The organism is Hymenobacter telluris (genome assembly GCF_017313265.1).
In the GTDB taxonomy this organism is placed as follows: Bacteria; Bacteroidota; Bacteroidia; order Cytophagales; family Hymenobacteraceae; genus Hymenobacter; species Hymenobacter telluris.
The window spans coordinates 1-17,729 of record NZ_JAFLQZ010000028.1 but is presented as its reverse complement, the minus strand read 5'-3'; the positions used below and the strand labels follow the sequence as shown (position 1 = coordinate 17,729).

Here is a 17,729-nt window from a genome sequence, read left to right as displayed (position 1 = left end):
TGGCACTGGATTATCTTTCTCTCCTAAATCCCTCGCAGGCGGCTGCCGTGATGCAAATCGACGGCCCTTGCATGATTATAGCCGGCGCGGGCTCGGGCAAAACCCGGGTGCTCACCTACCGCATTGCCAACCTGCTCGAACAGGGCGTTGACCCGTTCAATATCCTCGCCCTCACCTTTACCAACAAGGCCGCCAAGGAAATGCGCGCCCGGATTGAAAAGGTAGTCGGCGGCGCAGCAGCCAAAAACCTGTGGATGGGCACGTTCCACAGCATCTTCGCCCGCATCCTGCGCTCCGAGGCCGATAAAATCGGTTTCCCCCGCTCCTTTACCATCTACGACACGCAGGACAGCAAAACGCTGGTCGGCCAGATTCTGAAAGAGCTGGAACTCGACGACAAGCTCTACAAGCCGGGCATGGTGCTGGGTCGGATTTCGGCGGCTAAGAACAAGCTGATTTCAGTGCAGCAGTACCTCAACGACCCGGTGATTCGGCAGGACGACGAGGCGGCGTTGCGGCCTAAAATCGGCGTGATTTACCAGCAGTACGCCGCCCGGTGCTTCAAAGCTGGCGCCATGGACTTCGACGACCTGCTCTACCAGACCAACGTCCTGTTCAAAGACCACCCCGACGTGCTGAACAAGTACCAGAACTTGTTCCGGTTTGTGATGGTGGACGAGTACCAGGACACCAACTACTCGCAGTACCTGATTGCGCGCAAGCTGGCGGCCAAGGAGCGGAATATTTGCGTGGTGGGGGATGATGCGCAAAGCATCTACGCCTTCCGGGGCGCTGATATTCAGAACATTCTGAACTTCGAGAAGGACTACCCGGAGCTGCAGGTGTTCAAGCTGGAGCAAAACTACCGCTCCACCAAAACCATTGTAAAAGCGGCCAACTCGGTTATCAAAAACAACCAGGCTCAGTTGCGCAAAGACGTGTTTTCCGACAACGAGGAAGGCCCGCTGATTGAGGTGCTGAAAGCCGCATCCGACAACGAGGAAGGCAAGTTGGTGGCCAATTCCATCTTCGAGGACAAGATGAGCCATCATCTTTCCTACGACGATTTTGCCATCCTGTACCGCACCAACGCCCAGAGCCGGGCCATGGAAGAATCGTTGCGCAAGCTCAACATCCGCTACAAGATTGTGGGCGGCTTGAGCTTCTATCAGCGCAAGGAAATCAAGGATTTGGTGGCGTATCTGCGCCTTACGGTGAATCCCAACGACGAGCAGGCCCTACGCCGCGTCATCAACTACCCTAAGCGCGGCATCGGCGACACCACCATTGCCAAGCTCATTACGGCCGCCGAGGAAAGCAACCACACCATTTGGGAAGTGGTAGCCAACGCCGACCAGTTCCTGCCTACCCGCACGGCCAACCCGATTGTGGACTTCGCCGAAAAAATCAAGGCCTACACCGTCGTAGCGGCCAAGGAAGATGCTTTCGAGGCGGCCAAGTTCATTGCCAAGAACTCGGGCATGATTGAGGAGCTGTATGCCGATAAGAGTATTGAGGGCCTTTCGCGCTACGAGAACATCCAGGAACTGCTGAACGGCGTGAAGGCCTACACCGAGGACCCGGAGCGCGAAGACAAAACCCTTGGCGCGTTCCTGCAAGACATTGCCCTGGTAACCGACGCCGACACCAAAGACGCCCAACAGGAAGGCGAGGCCGTGACCATGATGACGATTCACTCGGCTAAAGGCCTGGAGTTTCGCAACGTGTACATCGTGGGCATGGAGGAAAACCTGTTTCCGAGCCAGATGATGATTACCTCCCGCGCCGACCTGGAAGAGGAACGCCGGCTGTTTTACGTGGCCATCACGCGGGCCGAGAAGAAGCTGACCCTGAGCTACGCTACCTCCCGTTATCAGTGGGGCAACCTGCGCAGCTGCGAGAAAAGCCGGTTTCTGGACGAAATTGACCCGCAGTTCGTGGACTTCAAGTTTGCGGCCACGCCTAGCGCCGGACCGGGCGAGTCGCCGTTCGGGCACGTATTTGAGCGGCGCAGCAACCTGTTGCCCACCCCGCCGCGTAAGACGGTAGCCAAAGGCTACACCCCACCCGCCGATTTCCAGCCGTCGGACACCAGCAACCTGCAAACCGGGCAGCGGGTGGAGCATCCCAAGTTTGGTTTCGGCCACGTAACCAAACTGGAAACCGTTTCGGGCTCCACCAAAGCCATTATTCAGTTCGAAGAAGTCGGCGAGAAGACGTTATTGCTGAGTTTTGCGAAATTGCGGGTGCTTGGTTGAGTGAATCCCTATCGGATGCCTAGTTTTGGCAACGATACTTTACCAATAGCGCCAAGAGTTTCACCGCTATTCTGCTTACAAACACGGCAGCCGCTACGGCTACTGTGTTTTAATCCCACAGGATTTCCCTTTTCTAAATGCCCCTACCTTCCTTACATAAACACGAGCTTCTGCAGCGCGAATACGGCCAAAGCACCTACCAACTGGTGCAGGGCCTGCGCGAGGTAGAAGACAAAACCGAGCGTACGCGCCGCGCCACCCAAATTGTGCAGCTCATTTTCCGGCTGCAACCCTCCCTGCGCGACCAGCCCGATGCCCAGCAGCGCGTCTGGAACCACCTCTACGAGATGGCCGACGAAGACTTGGACATTGACGCGCCGTTCGAGCTGAAAGGCCTGAGCCAGCTCAACCAGCAGCCCAAGCCCCTTCCCTACCCCAAGCTGAGCCCGAAGCTGAAAGCCTACGGCCGCAGCGTGGAGCTGATGGTGGAAAAGGCCCTGACGCTGGAAGACCCCACGGAGCGTGAGCAAGCCACCGTGACCATCGGGCGGACCATGAAGTTCTTGTACCGCTCCCACAACAAGGAAAACGCCAAGGACGTCACTATTCTCAAGCACCTCAAAGACCTGTCGGGTGGGCAGCTGACGCTGGACCCCGCCCAGGTGGAAGCACAAGGCCTGTTCGAGTTTGCTACGGGCCCCGCTGCCGCTACAACGGGCGGCTCGGGCCGGGCGGCATTCATTGTACCGCAGCCCCGCCAGGAGCGTGACCGTGACGGGCGCCGTGGCAACAACGGCGGCGGTGGTAACCGGCGCGACAAGCAGCGCCGCGGCGGCAAAAAAGGCCGCCAGGAGCCCCAGCAGCCTCCCCAGTAATATCTTTACAGAAGTTAGGAGCTAGGAGCCAGTAGTTAGAATTGTTCTTTAATCAATATTCTAACTACTGGTTCCTAACTCCTAACTCCTAACTTCTCATACATGGCCTCATTTGAAGTAATTGGCGGCAATCCGCTGAAAGGAGAAATCATACCCCAAGGTGCCAAGAACGAAGCACTCCAGATTCTGTGCGCGGTGCTGCTCACCTCAGAGCCCGTTACCATCTCCAACATCCCCGACATCCGCGACGTCAATAAGCTCATCGAGCTGCTGCGCGATATGGGCGTGAAAGTCGGCAAGCTGGCCACTGATACCTACCGTTTCCAGGCCGATGACGTGCATTTGGATTACCTTGATATGCCCGAGTTTGTGGCGCAGGGTCGGGCGTTGCGCGGCTCGGTGATGATTCTGGGGCCAATGCTGGCCCGCTTCGGTAAGTGCCAGCTGCCCAAGCCCGGCGGCGACAAAATTGGTCGGCGGCCGCTGGATACGCACTTTGTGGGGCTGGAAAAACTGGGCGGTAAGCTCACGCTGGAAGGCACTGATTTCTACCGGATTCATGCCGATGGTAAATTGAAGGGCACCTACATGATGCTGGACGAAGCCTCGGTAACGGGGACGGCCAACATTGTAATGGCAGCCGTATTGGCCGAGGGCACTACCACCATTTATAACGCAGCGTGCGAGCCGTATTTGCAACAGCTTTGCAAGATGCTGGTGCGCATGGGGGCTAAAATCAACGGCATTGGCTCCAACCTGCTCACTATTGAGGGCGTGGATAGCCTCGGCGGCACCGAGCACCGCATGCTCCCCGACATGATTGAAATCGGCTCGTTCATTGGCCTCGCCGCCATGACGGGCTCGGAAATTACCATCAAAGACTGCCAGATTCCGGAGTTGGGCATCATCCCCGACACGTTCCGCAAGCTGGGCATCCAACTGGAATTCCGTGGCGACGACATTCACATTCCGGCGCAGGACCACTACGAAATTGCCACCTACCTCGACGGCAGCATCCTGACCGTATCGGACCACACGTGGCCGGGCTTCACCCCTGACCTGCTCAGCATTGTGCTGGTGGTGGCTACGCAGGCCAAAGGCACGGTGCTGATTCACCAGAAAATGTTTGAGAGCCGCCTGTTCTTCGTGGACAAGCTCATCGATATGGGCGCCCAGATTATCCTCTGCGACCCGCACCGCGCCACCGTTATCGGCCTCGACAAACGCACCCAACTGCACGGCATCACCATGACCTCGCCCGATATCCGGGCTGGGGTAGCGCTGCTGATTGCGGCACTTTCCGCTGATGGCCGCAGCGTGATTGAGAACGTGGAGCAAATTGACCGTGGCTACCAATACATCGACAAGCGCCTGAACGCCTTGGGCGCCCAGATTCGCCGGCTGTAAGTAGCTCTGGCTCTATTGATTGAGCTTAGCAGACAGAGCCCCAGGCTTAGAAACGTTTCTAAGCCTGGGGCTCTGTCTGTTTCTCCGGAATTTCCACGCTGCTGATATACTCCCGAATGAGGGGCAGAAACCGGGGGAGCATGGCTTCTATCCAGGCACGCTCCTGCGGAGTCCAGTAGCGCGGGCGGCCGAACGTGCAGGGTTGCAGAATGCCCCAAAGCTGGCCGTTTTCGGTGATGTGAGCGTGAATCAGGGCCCGGTGGCCGAAGGTTTGGTGCTCGAAGTCCCGGTTGAGTACGTCGGGCGAGGCGGTTTCCACGTCTTCCACGAACACCGACGGCCGGCAAGCCAGCGCCGCCCGAAATAAGGGATCTTCCTCCGGTAAGTCGCTGGTATCCAGTTGCCAATCGTGGATGGGGTTAGGCACCACGTCGTTTTTGCGCCAACAGAACGCAATCCGGCCTTTACCAACCGCCGGGTCGCGAACGTAGAGGAAGCACCGGTCTACCTGTAAATGAGTTCCGACTTGTTCGAGCAACTGGTTGATAATAGCCGAGGCGTGGTTGGTGGTAGACATATACTTACTGTAAATGCGTTTCGGTGTCAGACGCAGTACGCAGACGACTTGAATTTGAATGTAGCTGAGCACACATTTTACTGCGCCTGTTTTGTTTTTGGAGCCTCAGCATGCAATTCAATGACCAGTGAAATACCTGGTAGTAACGCCAGAAATTATGCACTGAGCTACAACTAAAAGACTGTTGGCACAGTTATATTTTTAATTTAATTTTAATTCTTGCCCTCTCCTTTTTCCAGCCATGCGTGTACTCACTTTGTGCCTCTTTGCGCTACTGCTTGTGCTTAAAGCCAACGCTCAGGCGCCGGCTCTCACCTGGAACACTGACTTAAGTAGTGCCCTGCAACAAGCCAAGGCCGTTAATAAACCAGTTCTGGCTGTGTTTTCGGGGTCGGATTGGTGCAAGCCCTGCATCATGCTTAAGCAGGAGGTATTCGACCAGCCTGAGTTTGCGCAGTATGCGCAGGGCAAGCTGGTACTGGCCCGCTTCGATTTTCCGCGCAGCAAGAAGAACAAGCTCCCGGCCGACCAAAACAAGCGCAATGAGCAAGCCGCCGCTCAGCTTAACAAGGAAGGGGCCTTTCCGCTGGTGGTTTTGCTTTCGCCGGACGGTAAGGTGCTGGCCAAAACCGGCTACCGCCCCGGTGGCCCGGCCGCGTACGATGCCTACCTCACCCAGCTGCTAGCCAAGCAATAATTCTGTGTGTTACTCCCCGTTATCCGCTGCTGCCCGCTGCCGAATGGTAGCAGTACTGCTAGGTTGGCTGCTGGCTGGCACCCTCACCACCCAGGCCGGCAACCAGCTCCCCACGGCCGCCAAGCCCCGTAACTTCACCCGCAGTGCCCACCTCATGGGCTCCCACTTCACATTTACAGCGGTTTCCAGTGATGATTCACTGGCGTGGCGGGCCATCCGGACGGGTATCCGGGAAGCGCAGCGCATCGACCGGCTGTGTTCCTACTGGGATTCCTCTTCGCAGATTACTCAGGTGAACCGTGCGGCCGGTTTGCGGCCAGTGGTAGTCGACCAGGAAGTGTACGAGCTGATTGCGCGCACGCTCAAACTGTCCAGACTCAGCAACGGCGCCTTCGACATCACCTTTGCCGGCGGCGAAAAAATCTACAAGTTCGACCGGCAGGAACACGCCGCCTTGCCCGCGCCGGAAGTGGTACGGGCATCGGTGGCCCGCATCAACTACGAGAAGGTGCTGCTCGACCCGGCTACGCATTCGGTGATGCTCCAGGACAAGGGTATGCGCATGAATCTGGCGGGCATTCTGCAAGGCTACGGCGTGCGGCGCGCCCAGGCCCTGATGCGGCAGATGGGGATTCAGGGCGGCCTTATCAACGGGTCCGGCGACGTGTCGTGCTGGGGCAAGCAGGCCGACGGCTCCGGCTGGCGCATTGCCATCGGCGACCCGGCGTTTCCGCAGTCGGTTTCCTCGTGGCTGACGGTATCGGATATGGCCGTGGTGACGGCCGGCAACTACGAGCAGTATTTCACGGTGCGCGGGCAGTACTACGGGCACATCATCAACCCACATACCGGCTACCCGGCCACCGGGTTGCGCTCCGTCACCATTATCTGCCCCGATGTGGAGCTGGCCGATGGCCTGGACGAGGTGGTATTTGTGCTGGGTCCGGAAGCTGGGCTGGCCTTTATCAATAGCCTGAAGGGCGTCGACTGCACGCTCATCACCAACGACGGCCGTACCCTCGCCTCGAAAAATATGCAGGTCAACTACTATTCCGCGCCCGGCCAGCCGGCTCCGGCCACTTCTTCCCTGAAACCATGAAATCATCCAGAATACTCCGGCTGGCGTTGGGCGGCGGCCTTTTGCTGGGCGCCAACGCCCTGAGTGGCTGCGTATCGGTGGCGGCCTACCAGAAAGTGTACCTCAACGACGAGGACATGAAGCTGGCCAACAAGCGCATTGAGGTGTACGAAACCAACTTCCAGAGCTACCGCGAAGGAGCCGGCGGGGCCAATGGCGGCAAAGTAGGCGGCGGCTGCGGCTGCAATTGAGTAGCAAGTAGTGGGTATTTAGATCCAAGACCTGATTACTTACTATTCACTACTTAATGCTTACTACCTAATAATCAGTACAATTCTTCATTTATGCGCCCTCTTTCACCCGCCGTTCTTACTTCTGCTCTGCTTTTGCTGCCCGCCTTGGGTTGGGCCCAGGCCACGCCCACACCCAACCGGGTGGATGGCTACGGCGCCCCGGCCACCACAGTACCCAGCCCCGCCAACCCCAGCAACCACGGCGAAACCGAAGTGAACATCCTGACCAGCTACTACGAGCAGGACGGCAACCACAGCGCCGTGGAGGGCGGCCAGGGCACCCAGCACCTCACCGACCTCACGCCCACCATCATCCTGAACGTCCCCCTTGATTCGGTGACGCGCGTGTCGGCCAATTTCGGCATGGACTACTACGCCTCGGCTTCCACTGACCGAATCGACCAGGTACTGTCCTCCCCATCTTCCAGCGACACCCGTTTTCATTTGGACTTGGGACTTTCACGCCAGCTGGCCGACAAGCGCACCATCGTGGGCGTGGGCGGCGGCTTTTCCAAGGAATACGACTACAGCTCCGTTAACGTAACCGCCTCGTGGGCCCACGCTTCCAAGGATGGCAACCGGGAGCTGAGCATAGCCGGGCAGGCGTTTTTCGACCGGGCCACCCTGATTTTGCCGGTGGAGCTGCGCCTCGGTGGTGGGCAGGAGCACGGCTCGGGTTTTGACACGCGCCAGAGCTACAACCTGAATATTGTGTACGCCCAGGTGCTTTCCCAGCGGCTGCAAGCGGCCGTCAGTACTGAGCTGGTGGCCCAGCGCGGATTACTAAGCACGCCGTTTCAGCGGGTGTATTTCCGGGAAACCGGCGGCGCGTTCGGCACAGCCAAGGCCGAGGTACTACCGCGCCAGCGCTACAAGTTCCCGGTGGGGTTGCGCCTGACTTACTACGCCACCGACCTAGTGCAGGTGCGCGGCTACTACCGGTTCTACAACGATAATTTCGGCATTTCGGCCCACACGTTTGAATTGGAAACCCCAGTGAAAGTGACGCCGTTTTTCGTGCTCTACCCCTTCTACCGCTACCATACCCAAACGGCCGCCGATTACTTCGCACCCTATTTGCAACACTCTATTACGGATACCTATTTCACCTCCGATTACGATTTAGCTGCCTTCTCAGCGCACAAAATGGGCTTGGGGTTGCGGTACTCGCCGGTATACGGCATTGGGCGCTTCAAAACGCCGTTTAAGGGGCGTGTGGCGCAGTTTAAGGCGCTGGATTTGCGCTACGCCTACTACCGCCAGGATACCGGCCTGACGGCCAGCCTCATCAGCGCCGACTTATCGTTCACCATGCCCTAACATCCGCAGCTCTGGCATAAGCACAAACGGCCCCGCTACCTGAAATAGCGGGGCCGTTTGTGCTTATGCTAAAATGACAAGCTTAGTCTACTACTGCGTCGATTATCGAGGTAACCACCGAAAGCACCACGCTGAATAGCAATGCGTAAAGAAAGCCGTCAACTGCGAAACCCGACAACAGCGCGTCAGCAATCATAACGATGGCCGCGTTGATGACCAGCAGAAACAAGCCTAGTGTTAGAATGGTAATTGGCAGGCCGAGCAGCTTCAGAATGGGCTTAAGCACGGCGTTGAGTACGGCCAGCACCAGCACCAGCAAAATAGCGTCGCCGAAGCCACCAATGTGTGAGCCGGGCAGAAACGCGGCCAGCACGTAGGTGATAACTGCCGTGAGCAGAAATTTCAGGATGAATCCCATAAGTGTGGAGAGAGTTAGGTTGGGGACAAAGTTGAATCATGTACGCAGGCAGCCCGAAAAGGATAGCCTAGCGTCTATGTTTCGTGCTTTTCCCCTAATTAGCCTCTATTTTTCTCCGCCTCTTTCGGCAAGGCGCCCCTGCGAAACGCCCATCCAGTTGGCCATGCTATAAAGCAGGCGTGCGCCTACTATGGCGTTCCACTCGGTGTCGCCGGGAGCTACTTCGTTCAGGTCGCAGCCGATGATGGTACGGCCCGAGCGCACCACTTCCCGGATCAGATAAAGGGCTTCCTCGAACTCCAGGCCGCCAGGCACGGGGGTGCCGGTACCGGGGCATAGTTTGGGGTCCAAGCCATCAATGTCGAAGCTGAGGTACACCTTCGAGGGCAGTTGCGCAATGATTTTGCCACACACCTTCTTCCACGATTTCTTGGCAAACCGCTCGTTGCTCAGGAAACGATTATGAAACATGGCAATGCGGCCCTGGCTGTGCTCCACCATTTCGGCTTCCTGCTGGCACAGGTCACGGATGCCCACCTGCACTAGTTTTTTCACCTGGGGCAGCTTGAGGGCGTTGTACATGATGGAGGCGTGCGAATACTCGAAGCCCTCGTAGGCCGGCCGCAGGTCGCAATGGGCATCAATTTGCAAGATGCCGAACTCCTCGTGGCGCTCGGCCAGCGCGTGCAGGTAGCCGAGTGGGGTGCTATGGTCGCCGCCGAGCAGCACTACGCCTTTGCCGGCATCCAGGTAAGCACCGGTTTTCTGCTTGAGGTAGTTCAGCAACTCCAGGCCCTGCTTGGTAATAGCCGGCAACGCTGCGGCATGCTGGGCACTGTTAGCCGTAGGCTGGCCTTCTTCCAGCCACCCGATGTAGGCAGCAGCCTGGGGTCGTAGCTCCTGGCTTAGCCTAGCTACTTTTTCGTCGTTGTCTTCCATGGCTAGGCCCATCCGCCAGGCGTCGGGCAGGTCCGGGTCGTAGAGGTCCACTTGCAGCGAGGCGTCCCGAATGGCCTCGGGGCCGTCGGCGGTGCCAGCCCGGTACGAAACGGTTACTTCCCAGGGCACCGGCACAATTACCACCTGGGCTTCTTCAACGGTGAAAGGCAGGCCGTACACCCCGCCCTGCGAGTCGCCGAGGGCATTGGGGTCGAAGTCAGCTAATTTTTTATCGAGGGCTGTAGGCATAAAGATGGTGAGTTGGTGAGATAGTGAAATGGTGAGTTTGATGTTCGACTTACGCAACTTGCGCAGACTAAACATCAAATTCACCATTTCACTATCTCACCAACTCACTGTTAGGAGGGTTGTCCGTTCAGGAAATCGTAGGTGCGGATGATTTCGAGGATTTTCTCGAAAGTGAGGCGGTCGAAGAACAGCATCAAGGGCAATTCCACCGAATTGTTTTTGTCGGAAAACTGCGTGATAACCGAGAAGATAAGTGGCTGCACCAATGGCTGCTCGGTGAGCAGGTTGTGTAGCGAAGAGGCTATGTCGCCGTGAGGGGCGATGGGGGGAGCGCCGTAAATCTGGGCTTTCAGAATGTTAGCCAGTTGCGTGACTAAGGCTCCCGTGATGATGTTGCTGATTTCCAGCAGCAACGACTCCTGCATCTCATCGATTTGCGTGGATGCGGGCGTGTTCATGCGCAAACACACCTTGGATAAGCGCTGAATATGCTGCCCGGAGAAGAACATGAGCGTGGTTCCGTTGAACTCGCCCCGAATATCGGACTGCACCGGAACATGGTTTTCCTGAATGGCGTGCACCCGGTCCAGAATTCCGGTACCAGGCACCAAATCGAGGCTAGGCACTTCAAGAAGCACCTTTTCTTGGGCAATCACCGCGAATGAATCGGCGGCGCGGGCCAGTCCTATGTTCAGAATCTCGCGGACTACGTCGCGCTCCAGTTCCGTCATGTGCAAGTCCATATACTTTGTTCTATTAATCGACCAGCACGGTAAAATGACTATGCTGGCTTGGGCAGTACGTAAATTTAGGGTCGCCGGGCAAGAAACAGTCGAGTTAAGGCGGGCACATCGAGCACCAGGCACACCTGGCCGCTGCCAAGCAACGTCACGCCCCCAAACAATTCAATGGTATCCAGCGGCTTACTCATGGGTTTGATAACAATATCCTGCTGACGCAGGAAACGGTCGACAATCAGCCCGAGTTTGCGGTTGTTGTAGTCGATGATGATAATATCGTGGCGGCCCTGCACCTGAGCACGCACTACCGGCTGCATGGGACCTTCGCCGTGTAACAGGTGTTTCAGGCTGACTACCGGCACATTTTCGCCCTGAATGCCGGCCATCAGCATGCCACCCACGATGTGCAACTGCTCCGACATGAGCGACACCACCGAATCGGTGTGCATCAGCGGGATGGCGTAACTCCGGTCGTCTAGCTCGAAAAGCAAGGCTCCTTTTACGGCAATAGAAGTTGGGAGTACCAGCGTAAACGTGGTGCCTTCACCAAGTTTGGAATCGACGCGCAACTGACCACCCAACGAGTCGATGGCCAGCTTCACTACGTCGAGCCCGACACCCCGGCCCGATATTTCGGTTACTTCCTTGGCCATCGAGAAGCCAGGCTCGAACAGGAAAGCCCGCACCGCGTCTTCGTCGAGGGTTTTGGCCACCTGCTTGCTTACCAACCCCCGCTCCACAGCCTTGCGGCGCACTTGCTCCACATTGATGCCTTTGCCATCATCGGTTACTTGGATCAGCACGTCGTCGCGCTCAGTCTGGGCCGAGAGCCGCAGCTGGCCCTCCGCGGGCTTGCCGGCCTTCACCCGTTCGTCAGGCGTTTCAATGCCGTGGGCCACGGCGTTGCGCACCAAATGCAGCAGCGCATCGGTAATGATTTGCAGAATGTTACGGTCAATTTGGATATCCTGGCCGCTCAGTGTCAACTCCACCTGCTTGTGCTCGGCCGTGGCTACGTCGCGCACCACGCGCGGAAACTTGTTGAGCAGAGACCCCACGTTCACAAGGCGCGCGTCCATCACGGAGTACTGCAACTCGTCGGTGATGCGGAACAAATGAGCCGCCGTGTTTTGCAGCGCCGTGTTGCCAATCTCCTTGCTAAGCGTCAGAATCCGGTCCCGGTCGATAATTAATTCACCAACCAGATTGAGTAGGTGGTCCAGCTTTTTAATCTGGATGTACACCAAATCCGACAATTCCAGCTTGCGGTTGGCATCCTCGTCCGATAAATCATCATCGGCCAGTTCGGGTTCTTCGCCCCGCACCAGCTTATCGAGGTTGTCGAGCAGCATTGTGACGTCGGGCAGGGGCTTTTCCTCCCCTATTGCCCGAATCATCGTGCCCAGCGTATCGACCCCGGAAAACAAGACCTTGGCCAAGCTACCCGAAAAGTCGCGCTGCTTGTCCCGAATCAGGCCGAAGATGGTTTCCATGTGGTGCGCCACTTCGCCAATCTCCGTAAAGCCCATGGCCCGCGAGTTGGACTTGAGGTTGTGCATCAGCCGAAACAGCTCGTTCAGGGACGGCTGATCCTGCGGATTGCGCTCCAGCTCACTGATGTGCTGGCTCATGGCGTCGTAGTATTCGAGCGCCTCCGACATGAATATTTCCCGGTATTCCTGCTCGCGTGATTTCATAGTCAGACGGGGCGGGAAACAAGGGTTGCAGCGGGGCGCACACTCACGCGCCGGAAATGGCCGGCATGGCGCACAATGGCAGCCGGCAGCTCATCAAGGGGCAGCACGGCGTGGGCCCAACCGGCCTGAATAACCGATTTTGGCATTGAAAACACCGCCGAAGAGGCTTCATCCTGCACTAACACTGTGCCTCCGTGTTGCCGAATGACCTGCGCGCCCAACGTACCATCACGGCCCAAGCCAGTAAGTATCACCCCCAACACGTTGCGCCCAGCGGTGCGGGCGGCTGAGCGCATCAGAATGTCGATGGAAGGCTCGTCGCCGGACGGGCTGTATTCTGAAGAAAAATCGGTCTGCCAAGACTGCCAAGGGCTATTCAGCGCCGGCCGGATTTCCAGGTTGTGCCCTCCGGGTGCCACAATAATGCGCCCTGGCTCCAGCTGCGTACCAGGCCAGCCCGCTACCACTGGCAAAGCCGATACCCGCGCCAGCCGCTTTACAAACGAATCCAGAAAGGAACCTGGCAGATGCACAGCTACCACCACTGCACAAGCCAAGGTGGCCGGCAGGCTTCGCACCAACTGCTCAACTGCCGCCGTACCGCCCGTAGAGCCACCCACAATAATTACTCCGCCCGGCAAGCCCGGTACTTCGGGCAACCGGGCCGGTGCGGGAAGCGGAACAACTGCTTGGGGCAGATACTGCCTGATTTTACGTAGCACATCCCCAGCCCAATCAGCACAGCCACCGGAAGCCAGAATATAATCGACTACTCCCCAGCGTCTGGTTTCACGCAACGTACCTGCCAGCGGCACAGCTTCGCAGTAGAGCACTACCGGCACGGCCAAGTAATGGGTTAGCAGCTCGAGCGTGCGTACCTGCACCTCACTAACAATCAGCAAGGCCGGGCGCAACCGCCGAGCCATACCTACCAATTCGGCCGGCTTGTCACTGACATTCACCACACGTATGCCTGCCTGCGTCTCCAATAGCCGCGTCAGGGTCAGCCGGCCGGTAGTAGGCAGGTGGCCAAGCAATACAGTAATAGATGGGGAAGATTCAGGCACGAGCAAGAGAAACCAAAACGACAAGCAGGCTAGCCACGCCAACAGGCACAGCGCGAAGTGACTACAGCAGCTTATTCGGCCGCTAAGGCGCCGCCTACAATTTCCAGCACCTTCTCTTCCGAGAAAGGCTTCACGATGTAGGCCGAGGCACCACTTTCCAGTGCTTCGTTCACAATTACCTCTTGCCCTACGGCGCTGCACATCACCACTTTCACATCGGGGTCATTCTCGCGGATGCCTTTGAGCACGTCGAGCCCGGTGTTGTCGGGCAGAATTACATCGAGGGTGATTAGGTCGGGTTTAGTGGAGGCGGCCATTTCAATGGCTTGCTGGCCGTTGGCAGCCTCGCCCACTACTTCGTACCCAGCATCAGTAAGCACATTCTTGAGCATCGTACGCATGTAGAAAGAGTCGTCGACGATGAGGATGCGGTTTTTCATAAAAGGAATTTCAAAATCCAAAAGGAGGCCAAAGAAGGGTAAAAGCTGGCTCGTTGTACGGTGGCTGCCGAGCAAAGATGCTTAGTTGCTTTGCAACTGCATTATCTCGGAAGGGGTGAGCAGTTTCAACATGTCGAGCACGATAATGATTCGGTTGTTTACCTTGGCAATGCCCTCGATGTATTTGTCGTTGATGTTGATGTCTTGGATAAAATCCGGTGCTTTTTCAATGATAGACACCGGAATCGACAAAGGCTGAGGCACTTCACGCACCACAATGCCAATGGTGTAGTCCTTGGCTTCGATGGCCAGCGTGTACGAGGTAGCCGGCAACTCTTGCCCGGCCGGCCGCAAGCCAAACCGCTCTTCCAAATCCACAATGGCAATGATGTCGCCCCGCAGGTTGGCAATGCCTTTGATGAAAGGAGGCGTTTTGGGCATCCGCGCAATTTCCGGCGTGATGGTCACCTCCTTCACCTGCTCGATGCGCAAACCATATTCCTCGTCGCCCAGCTGAAATACAATCAGTTGAATGATGGCATCGGCCTTCACGTTCTTTTTGTCGCTTGCTTGTTCTGAGTCAGGCATTTACTGGGATAAACCAAAAAGTGAGAGCTGGAAAGACCAACGGCACAGGGCGCTATGCTAAGGCAGCCCTGGCCCTTGTCTTAGGAGAGTTACTTCGCTTTTGCTTTCGAGCGGGCTTTGGCAGGCTTGTCAGCTGAACCGATTGGGGTTGCTGGCGCCTCGGCAGTTGGGGCAGCCTTCTCTTCATGCGCGGTCCGGCGGCGAGCCTTACGAGTGCGCTGCGCCTCGCTTTGTTCGGCGTTGGTGTGCTTGCGCACTGGGGCCGGGGCTTCGGCTGTGGGGCGCACGTCGCCGCGGCGGGTAGCTACCAGCGGCCGGCTGGCTACGGCTTGCGCATGCGCGGCATCGGTGGCGGCATTTGCGCGGCGGATAGTAGCCCGGTCACGCTCCGGCGTAGCCGAAACGACTGGCTGCGGCGTAGCGGCACGGCGCATAGCGCGGCGCGGACGTACAGGTTCTGGCTCGGGCTCCGGCTCGATTTCCTCCAGCAGCTGGAAGTTGGACAAGCCCAGTTGCAGGTCGTCGGCAATGTCGGTGAGGCGCTGGCTGGATACGGTTAGCTCGTGCATCGAACCCGAAAGCTGCTTGGCAGTGCCGGCCACCTGCTGGGTACCCGTAGCGGTTTGCTCGGCAATAGCTACCACTTCCTCCACGTACTTCACCACGTCGCCAATCGAGGTTTTCTGAATCTCGGTAGCCGTGAGAATGTCGCGGGAGGTACGCAGGGTTTCGCCGGAGCTGGTAGCAATGTTCTTGAAGGCCGAGCTGGCCTCGAAGGTGGCGTTCTTACCTTTCAGCACTCGGCCTTCCATGGTGGAAATTGCCGTAGCGGCGCTGGTGGTGTCCTTTTTCACGTCGTCAACCAGCGTCCCGATTTCCGAGGCCGAGCGGCGTGAGCCTTCGGCCAGCTTCCGGATTTCCTCGGCTACCACCGCAAAGCCGCGGCCTGCTTCGCCGGCCCGGGCCGCTTCAATAGCCGCATTCAGGGCCAGCAGGTTGGTTTGCGAGGCAATATCGGTGATAACAGCCAGGGTTTTGCTGATGTCCTGGGAGCGGTTGGAAAGCACTTCGATGGTACGGGCCGTTTGGGCCGCCGCCGCCGAAATTTCTTCCATGTTCTTCACCACTTCAGCCACTGTTTTCAAGCCGAGCTGCGAGGTTTGCTCCCCCAAAATAGCCGCCTTAATGCCCACATCGGCTTTGCCAGCCGTTTCCTTGGTGGCCTGCATGATTTCTTCAATCAGCTTGAAGGCTTGGTCGGTTTTAAGCGCCTGGTTCTGTGCACCTTCGGCCATCTGCTGCATGGCCAAGGCCACGTCAACCGTTACCCGGCTCATCTCCTGCCCTTTCGCAGCCATTTCCTCCGACGACGTACCCACCACCTGCGACGACTCGTTGATTTCGGCCAGCAGGTCGTTGAGGTTATCGACGGCTATGTTAAGGGCATCGGCCATGGCCTGAATGTCGCCGGCCGTTTGGATTTCCACTTGCTGCGTCAGGTCGCCTTCGGATATGGCTCGCACCACGCGGCTCACTTCCAGCACCGGCGAGGCAATGGATTCGAGCAAGTCGTTGAGGGTATCCACAATCTCCTTCCACGAGCCGCTTACGCCGCCCACGCTGGCGCGTTCGGTTAGCTTGCCTTCCACCCCGGCTACTTTGGCCACGCGGCTCACTTCCTGCGCCAGGCGGTTCAGGTCGTCCACCATGCGGTTGATGGTGTCGGCGAGGTCGGCCACTTCGCCTTTGGCGTCCAGGGTCAGCTTCTGGGTCAGGTCGCCTTGCGACACGCCGGTTACTACCTTGCCGATGCCGCGTACCTGGGTGGTGAGGTTGGCCGCCAGCGTGTTTACGTTGTCGGTCAGGTCTTTCCACACGCCGGTTACGTTCGGCACGTCGGCTTGGCCGCCGAGCTTGCCTTCGGTGCCCACTTCCTGCGCCACGCGGGTTACCTCGCCGGCAAAAATGTTGAGCGAGTCCACCATCCGGTTGATGTTGTCCTTGAGGTCGAGCAGCTCGCCTTTCACGTCCACCGACACCTTCTGGCTTAGGTCGCCGCGGGCTACGGCGGTGGTTACGTTGGCAATGTCGCGCACCTGGCTGGTGAGCGAGGCGGCCATGGTGTTTACGTTGTCGGTGAGGTCTTTCCAGGTACCACGCACATTCGGTACATCGGCTTGGCCACCCAGTTTACCTTCGGTACCTACTTCGCGGGCCACGCGGGTTACTTCGTCGCCGAACGTGTTCAGCGAGTCCACCATCTGGTTGAGGTTTTCTTTGAGCTGCAACAGCTCGCCGCGCACGTTCACGGTTACTTTCTGGCTCAGGTCGCCTTTTGCTACGGCCGTAGCTACGTTGGCAATATCGCGCACCTGACTCGTCAGGTTCGAGGCCATCGTATTCACGTTGTCGGTCAGGTCTTTCCAGGTGCCGCTAACGTTGGGCACGGAGGCCTGGCCACCTAGGATGCCTTCGGTACCTACTTCACGCGCCACGCGGGTTACTTCGCCAGCAAAGATGTTGAGCGAGTCCACCATCTGGTTCAGGATGTTCTTGAGGTCGAATATTTCGCCTTTCACATCCACGGTCATCTTCTGGGTCAGGTCGCCTTTGGCTACGGCGCTGGCTACGTTGGCAATGTCGCGCACCTGACTGGTCAGGTTCGAAGCCATGAAGTTCACGTTGTCGGTCAGGTCTTTCCAGGTGCCCGACACCCGCGGTACGGAGGCCTGGCCACCGAGTTTGCCTTCAGTGCCCACTTCACGGGCTACGCGGGTTACTTCGTCGCCGAAGATGTTGAGCGAGTCCACCATCTGATTGAGGATGTTCTTCAGCTCCAGAATCTCGCCCTTCACGTCTACGGTCATCTTCTGGCTCAGGTCACCGCGGGCTACGGCCGTGGCCACGTTGGCAATGTCGCGCACCTGAGAGGTCAGGTTCGAGGCCATAAAGTTTACGTTGTCGGTCAGGTCCTTCCATACGCCGGCCACGTTGGGTACCAGCGCCTGGCCACCCAACTTACCTTCGGTACCTACCTCCAGGGCCACGCGGGTTACTTCGCCAGCAAACAGGTTCAGCGAGTCCAC

Annotated in this window: 16 protein-coding genes; 7 read left to right on the top strand and 9 right to left on the bottom strand. The window is 57.8% G+C overall.

All coding sequences use genetic code 11. The features are described 5' to 3' along the window. The first annotated feature begins 5 nt into the window (after positions 1-5). The 3 genes from J0X19_RS23660 to murA all read left to right on the top strand — a co-directional run bounded on the left by J0X19_RS23660 (position 6) and on the right by murA (position 4,540). Positions 6-2,258 carry an ATP-dependent helicase gene (locus J0X19_RS23660; protein WP_206986920.1) on the top strand — a complete coding sequence of 751 codons (2,253 nt, stop codon included), beginning with the start codon at positions 6-8 and terminating at the stop codon, positions 2,256-2,258. A gap of 137 nt (positions 2,259-2,395) precedes the next feature. After that, positions 2,396-3,133: a DUF4290 domain-containing protein gene (locus J0X19_RS23655; RefSeq protein WP_206986895.1), complete on the top strand. Its 738-nt coding sequence runs from the start codon at positions 2,396-2,398 to the stop codon at positions 3,131-3,133. 102 nt (positions 3,134-3,235) lie between these two features. Next, positions 3,236-4,540, top strand: coding sequence for a UDP-N-acetylglucosamine 1-carboxyvinyltransferase (gene murA / locus J0X19_RS23650; RefSeq protein ID WP_206986894.1), 1,305 nt, complete (start codon positions 3,236-3,238; stop codon positions 4,538-4,540). 58 nt (positions 4,541-4,598) lie between these two features. Here the strand turns inward: murA and J0X19_RS23645 are convergent, their stop codons facing one another. Further along, positions 4,599-5,117, bottom strand: coding sequence for a GAF domain-containing protein (locus J0X19_RS23645; RefSeq protein ID WP_206986893.1), 519 nt, complete (start codon positions 5,115-5,117; stop codon positions 4,599-4,601). Between the two features lie 241 nt (positions 5,118-5,358). Between J0X19_RS23645 and J0X19_RS23640 the strand changes: the two genes are divergently transcribed. From J0X19_RS23640 to J0X19_RS23625, 4 genes are all read left to right on the top strand, one after another. Beyond that, positions 5,359-5,814, top strand: a complete 456-nt coding sequence (locus J0X19_RS23640; RefSeq protein WP_206986892.1) for a thioredoxin family protein — start codon at positions 5,359-5,361, stop codon at positions 5,812-5,814. 43 nt (positions 5,815-5,857) lie between these two features. Next, entirely contained in the window at positions 5,858-6,913 is a 1,056-nt protein-coding gene (locus tag J0X19_RS23635; RefSeq protein WP_206986891.1) for an FAD:protein FMN transferase, read from the top strand. Further along, on the top strand, positions 6,910-7,143 hold the full coding sequence (locus tag J0X19_RS23630) for a DUF4266 domain-containing protein (protein WP_206986890.1): 234 nt from the start codon (positions 6,910-6,912) through the stop codon (positions 7,141-7,143). Before J0X19_RS23635 ends, J0X19_RS23630 begins: the two co-directional genes overlap by 4 nt. A 93-nt stretch (positions 7,144-7,236) precedes the next feature. After that, positions 7,237-8,505 carry a DUF3570 domain-containing protein gene (locus J0X19_RS23625; RefSeq protein ID WP_206986889.1) on the top strand — a complete coding sequence of 423 codons (1,269 nt, stop codon included), beginning with the start codon at positions 7,237-7,239 and terminating at the stop codon, positions 8,503-8,505. Between the two features lie 82 nt (positions 8,506-8,587). Here J0X19_RS23625 and J0X19_RS23620 read toward each other — a convergent pair whose 3' ends face one another. The 8 genes from J0X19_RS23620 to J0X19_RS23585 form a co-directional block, all read right to left on the bottom strand. Next, on the bottom strand, positions 8,588-8,923 hold the full coding sequence (locus J0X19_RS23620) for a phage holin family protein (protein ID WP_206986888.1): 336 nt from the start codon (positions 8,921-8,923) through the stop codon (positions 8,588-8,590). 105 nt (positions 8,924-9,028) lie between these two features. Then, positions 9,029-10,111, bottom strand: coding sequence for an agmatinase family protein (locus tag J0X19_RS23615; protein ID WP_206986887.1), 1,083 nt, complete (start codon positions 10,109-10,111; stop codon positions 9,029-9,031). 110 nt (positions 10,112-10,221) lie between these two features. Then, positions 10,222-10,854: a chemotaxis protein CheC gene (locus tag J0X19_RS23610; protein ID WP_242583336.1), complete on the bottom strand. Its 633-nt coding sequence runs from the start codon at positions 10,852-10,854 to the stop codon at positions 10,222-10,224. A 65-nt stretch (positions 10,855-10,919) separates the two neighbouring features. Next, on the bottom strand, positions 10,920-12,548 hold the full coding sequence (locus J0X19_RS23605) for a chemotaxis protein CheA (RefSeq protein ID WP_206986886.1): 1,629 nt from the start codon (positions 12,546-12,548) through the stop codon (positions 10,920-10,922). A gap of 2 nt (positions 12,549-12,550) precedes the next feature. Continuing rightward, on the bottom strand, positions 12,551-13,615 hold the full coding sequence (locus tag J0X19_RS23600; protein ID WP_206986885.1) for a chemotaxis protein CheB: 1,065 nt from the start codon (positions 13,613-13,615) through the stop codon (positions 12,551-12,553). Between the two features lie 71 nt (positions 13,616-13,686). Next, a complete protein-coding gene (locus J0X19_RS23595) occupies positions 13,687-14,055 on the bottom strand; it encodes a response regulator (RefSeq protein WP_026879913.1) in 369 nt (122 codons plus the stop codon). 81 nt (positions 14,056-14,136) lie between these two features. Next, complete coding sequence (locus tag J0X19_RS23590; protein ID WP_206986884.1) at positions 14,137-14,643, bottom strand: chemotaxis protein CheW; 507 nt, start codon at positions 14,641-14,643, stop codon at positions 14,137-14,139. An 89-nt stretch (positions 14,644-14,732) separates the two neighbouring features. After that, the coding region (locus J0X19_RS23585) for a methyl-accepting chemotaxis protein (protein ID WP_242583332.1) at positions 14,733-17,729 on the bottom strand (2,997 nt) is incomplete at its 5' end.

Excerpts from the sequence above, each read along its gene's own strand:
- J0X19_RS23610 (WP_242583336.1), bottom strand. The coding sequence starts at position 10,854 with ATGGACTTGCACATGACGGAACTGGAGCGCGACGTAGTCCGCGAGATT.
- murA (WP_206986894.1), top strand. The coding sequence starts at position 3,236 with ATGGCCTCATTTGAAGTAATTGGCGGCAATCCGCTGAAAGGAGAAATC.
- J0X19_RS23625 (WP_206986889.1), top strand. The coding sequence starts at position 7,237 with ATGCGCCCTCTTTCACCCGCCGTTCTTACTTCTGCTCTGCTTTTGCTG.
- J0X19_RS23620 (WP_206986888.1), bottom strand. The coding sequence starts at position 8,923 with ATGGGATTCATCCTGAAATTTCTGCTCACGGCAGTTATCACCTACGTG.
- J0X19_RS23590 (WP_206986884.1), bottom strand. The coding sequence starts at position 14,643 with ATGCCTGACTCAGAACAAGCAAGCGACAAAAAGAACGTGAAGGCCGAT.
- J0X19_RS23630 (WP_206986890.1), top strand. The coding sequence starts at position 6,910 with ATGAAATCATCCAGAATACTCCGGCTGGCGTTGGGCGGCGGCCTTTTG.
- J0X19_RS23635 (WP_206986891.1), top strand. The coding sequence starts at position 5,858 with ATGGTAGCAGTACTGCTAGGTTGGCTGCTGGCTGGCACCCTCACCACC.
- J0X19_RS23645 (WP_206986893.1), bottom strand. The coding sequence starts at position 5,117 with ATGTCTACCACCAACCACGCCTCGGCTATTATCAACCAGTTGCTCGAA.
- J0X19_RS23655 (WP_206986895.1), top strand. The coding sequence starts at position 2,396 with ATGCCCCTACCTTCCTTACATAAACACGAGCTTCTGCAGCGCGAATAC.
- J0X19_RS23615 (WP_206986887.1), bottom strand. The coding sequence starts at position 10,111 with ATGCCTACAGCCCTCGATAAAAAATTAGCTGACTTCGACCCCAATGCC.
- J0X19_RS23605 (WP_206986886.1), bottom strand. The coding sequence starts at position 12,548 with ATGAAATCACGCGAGCAGGAATACCGGGAAATATTCATGTCGGAGGCG.
- J0X19_RS23595 (WP_026879913.1), bottom strand. The coding sequence starts at position 14,055 with ATGAAAAACCGCATCCTCATCGTCGACGACTCTTTCTACATGCGTACG.
- J0X19_RS23640 (WP_206986892.1), top strand. The coding sequence starts at position 5,359 with ATGCGTGTACTCACTTTGTGCCTCTTTGCGCTACTGCTTGTGCTTAAA.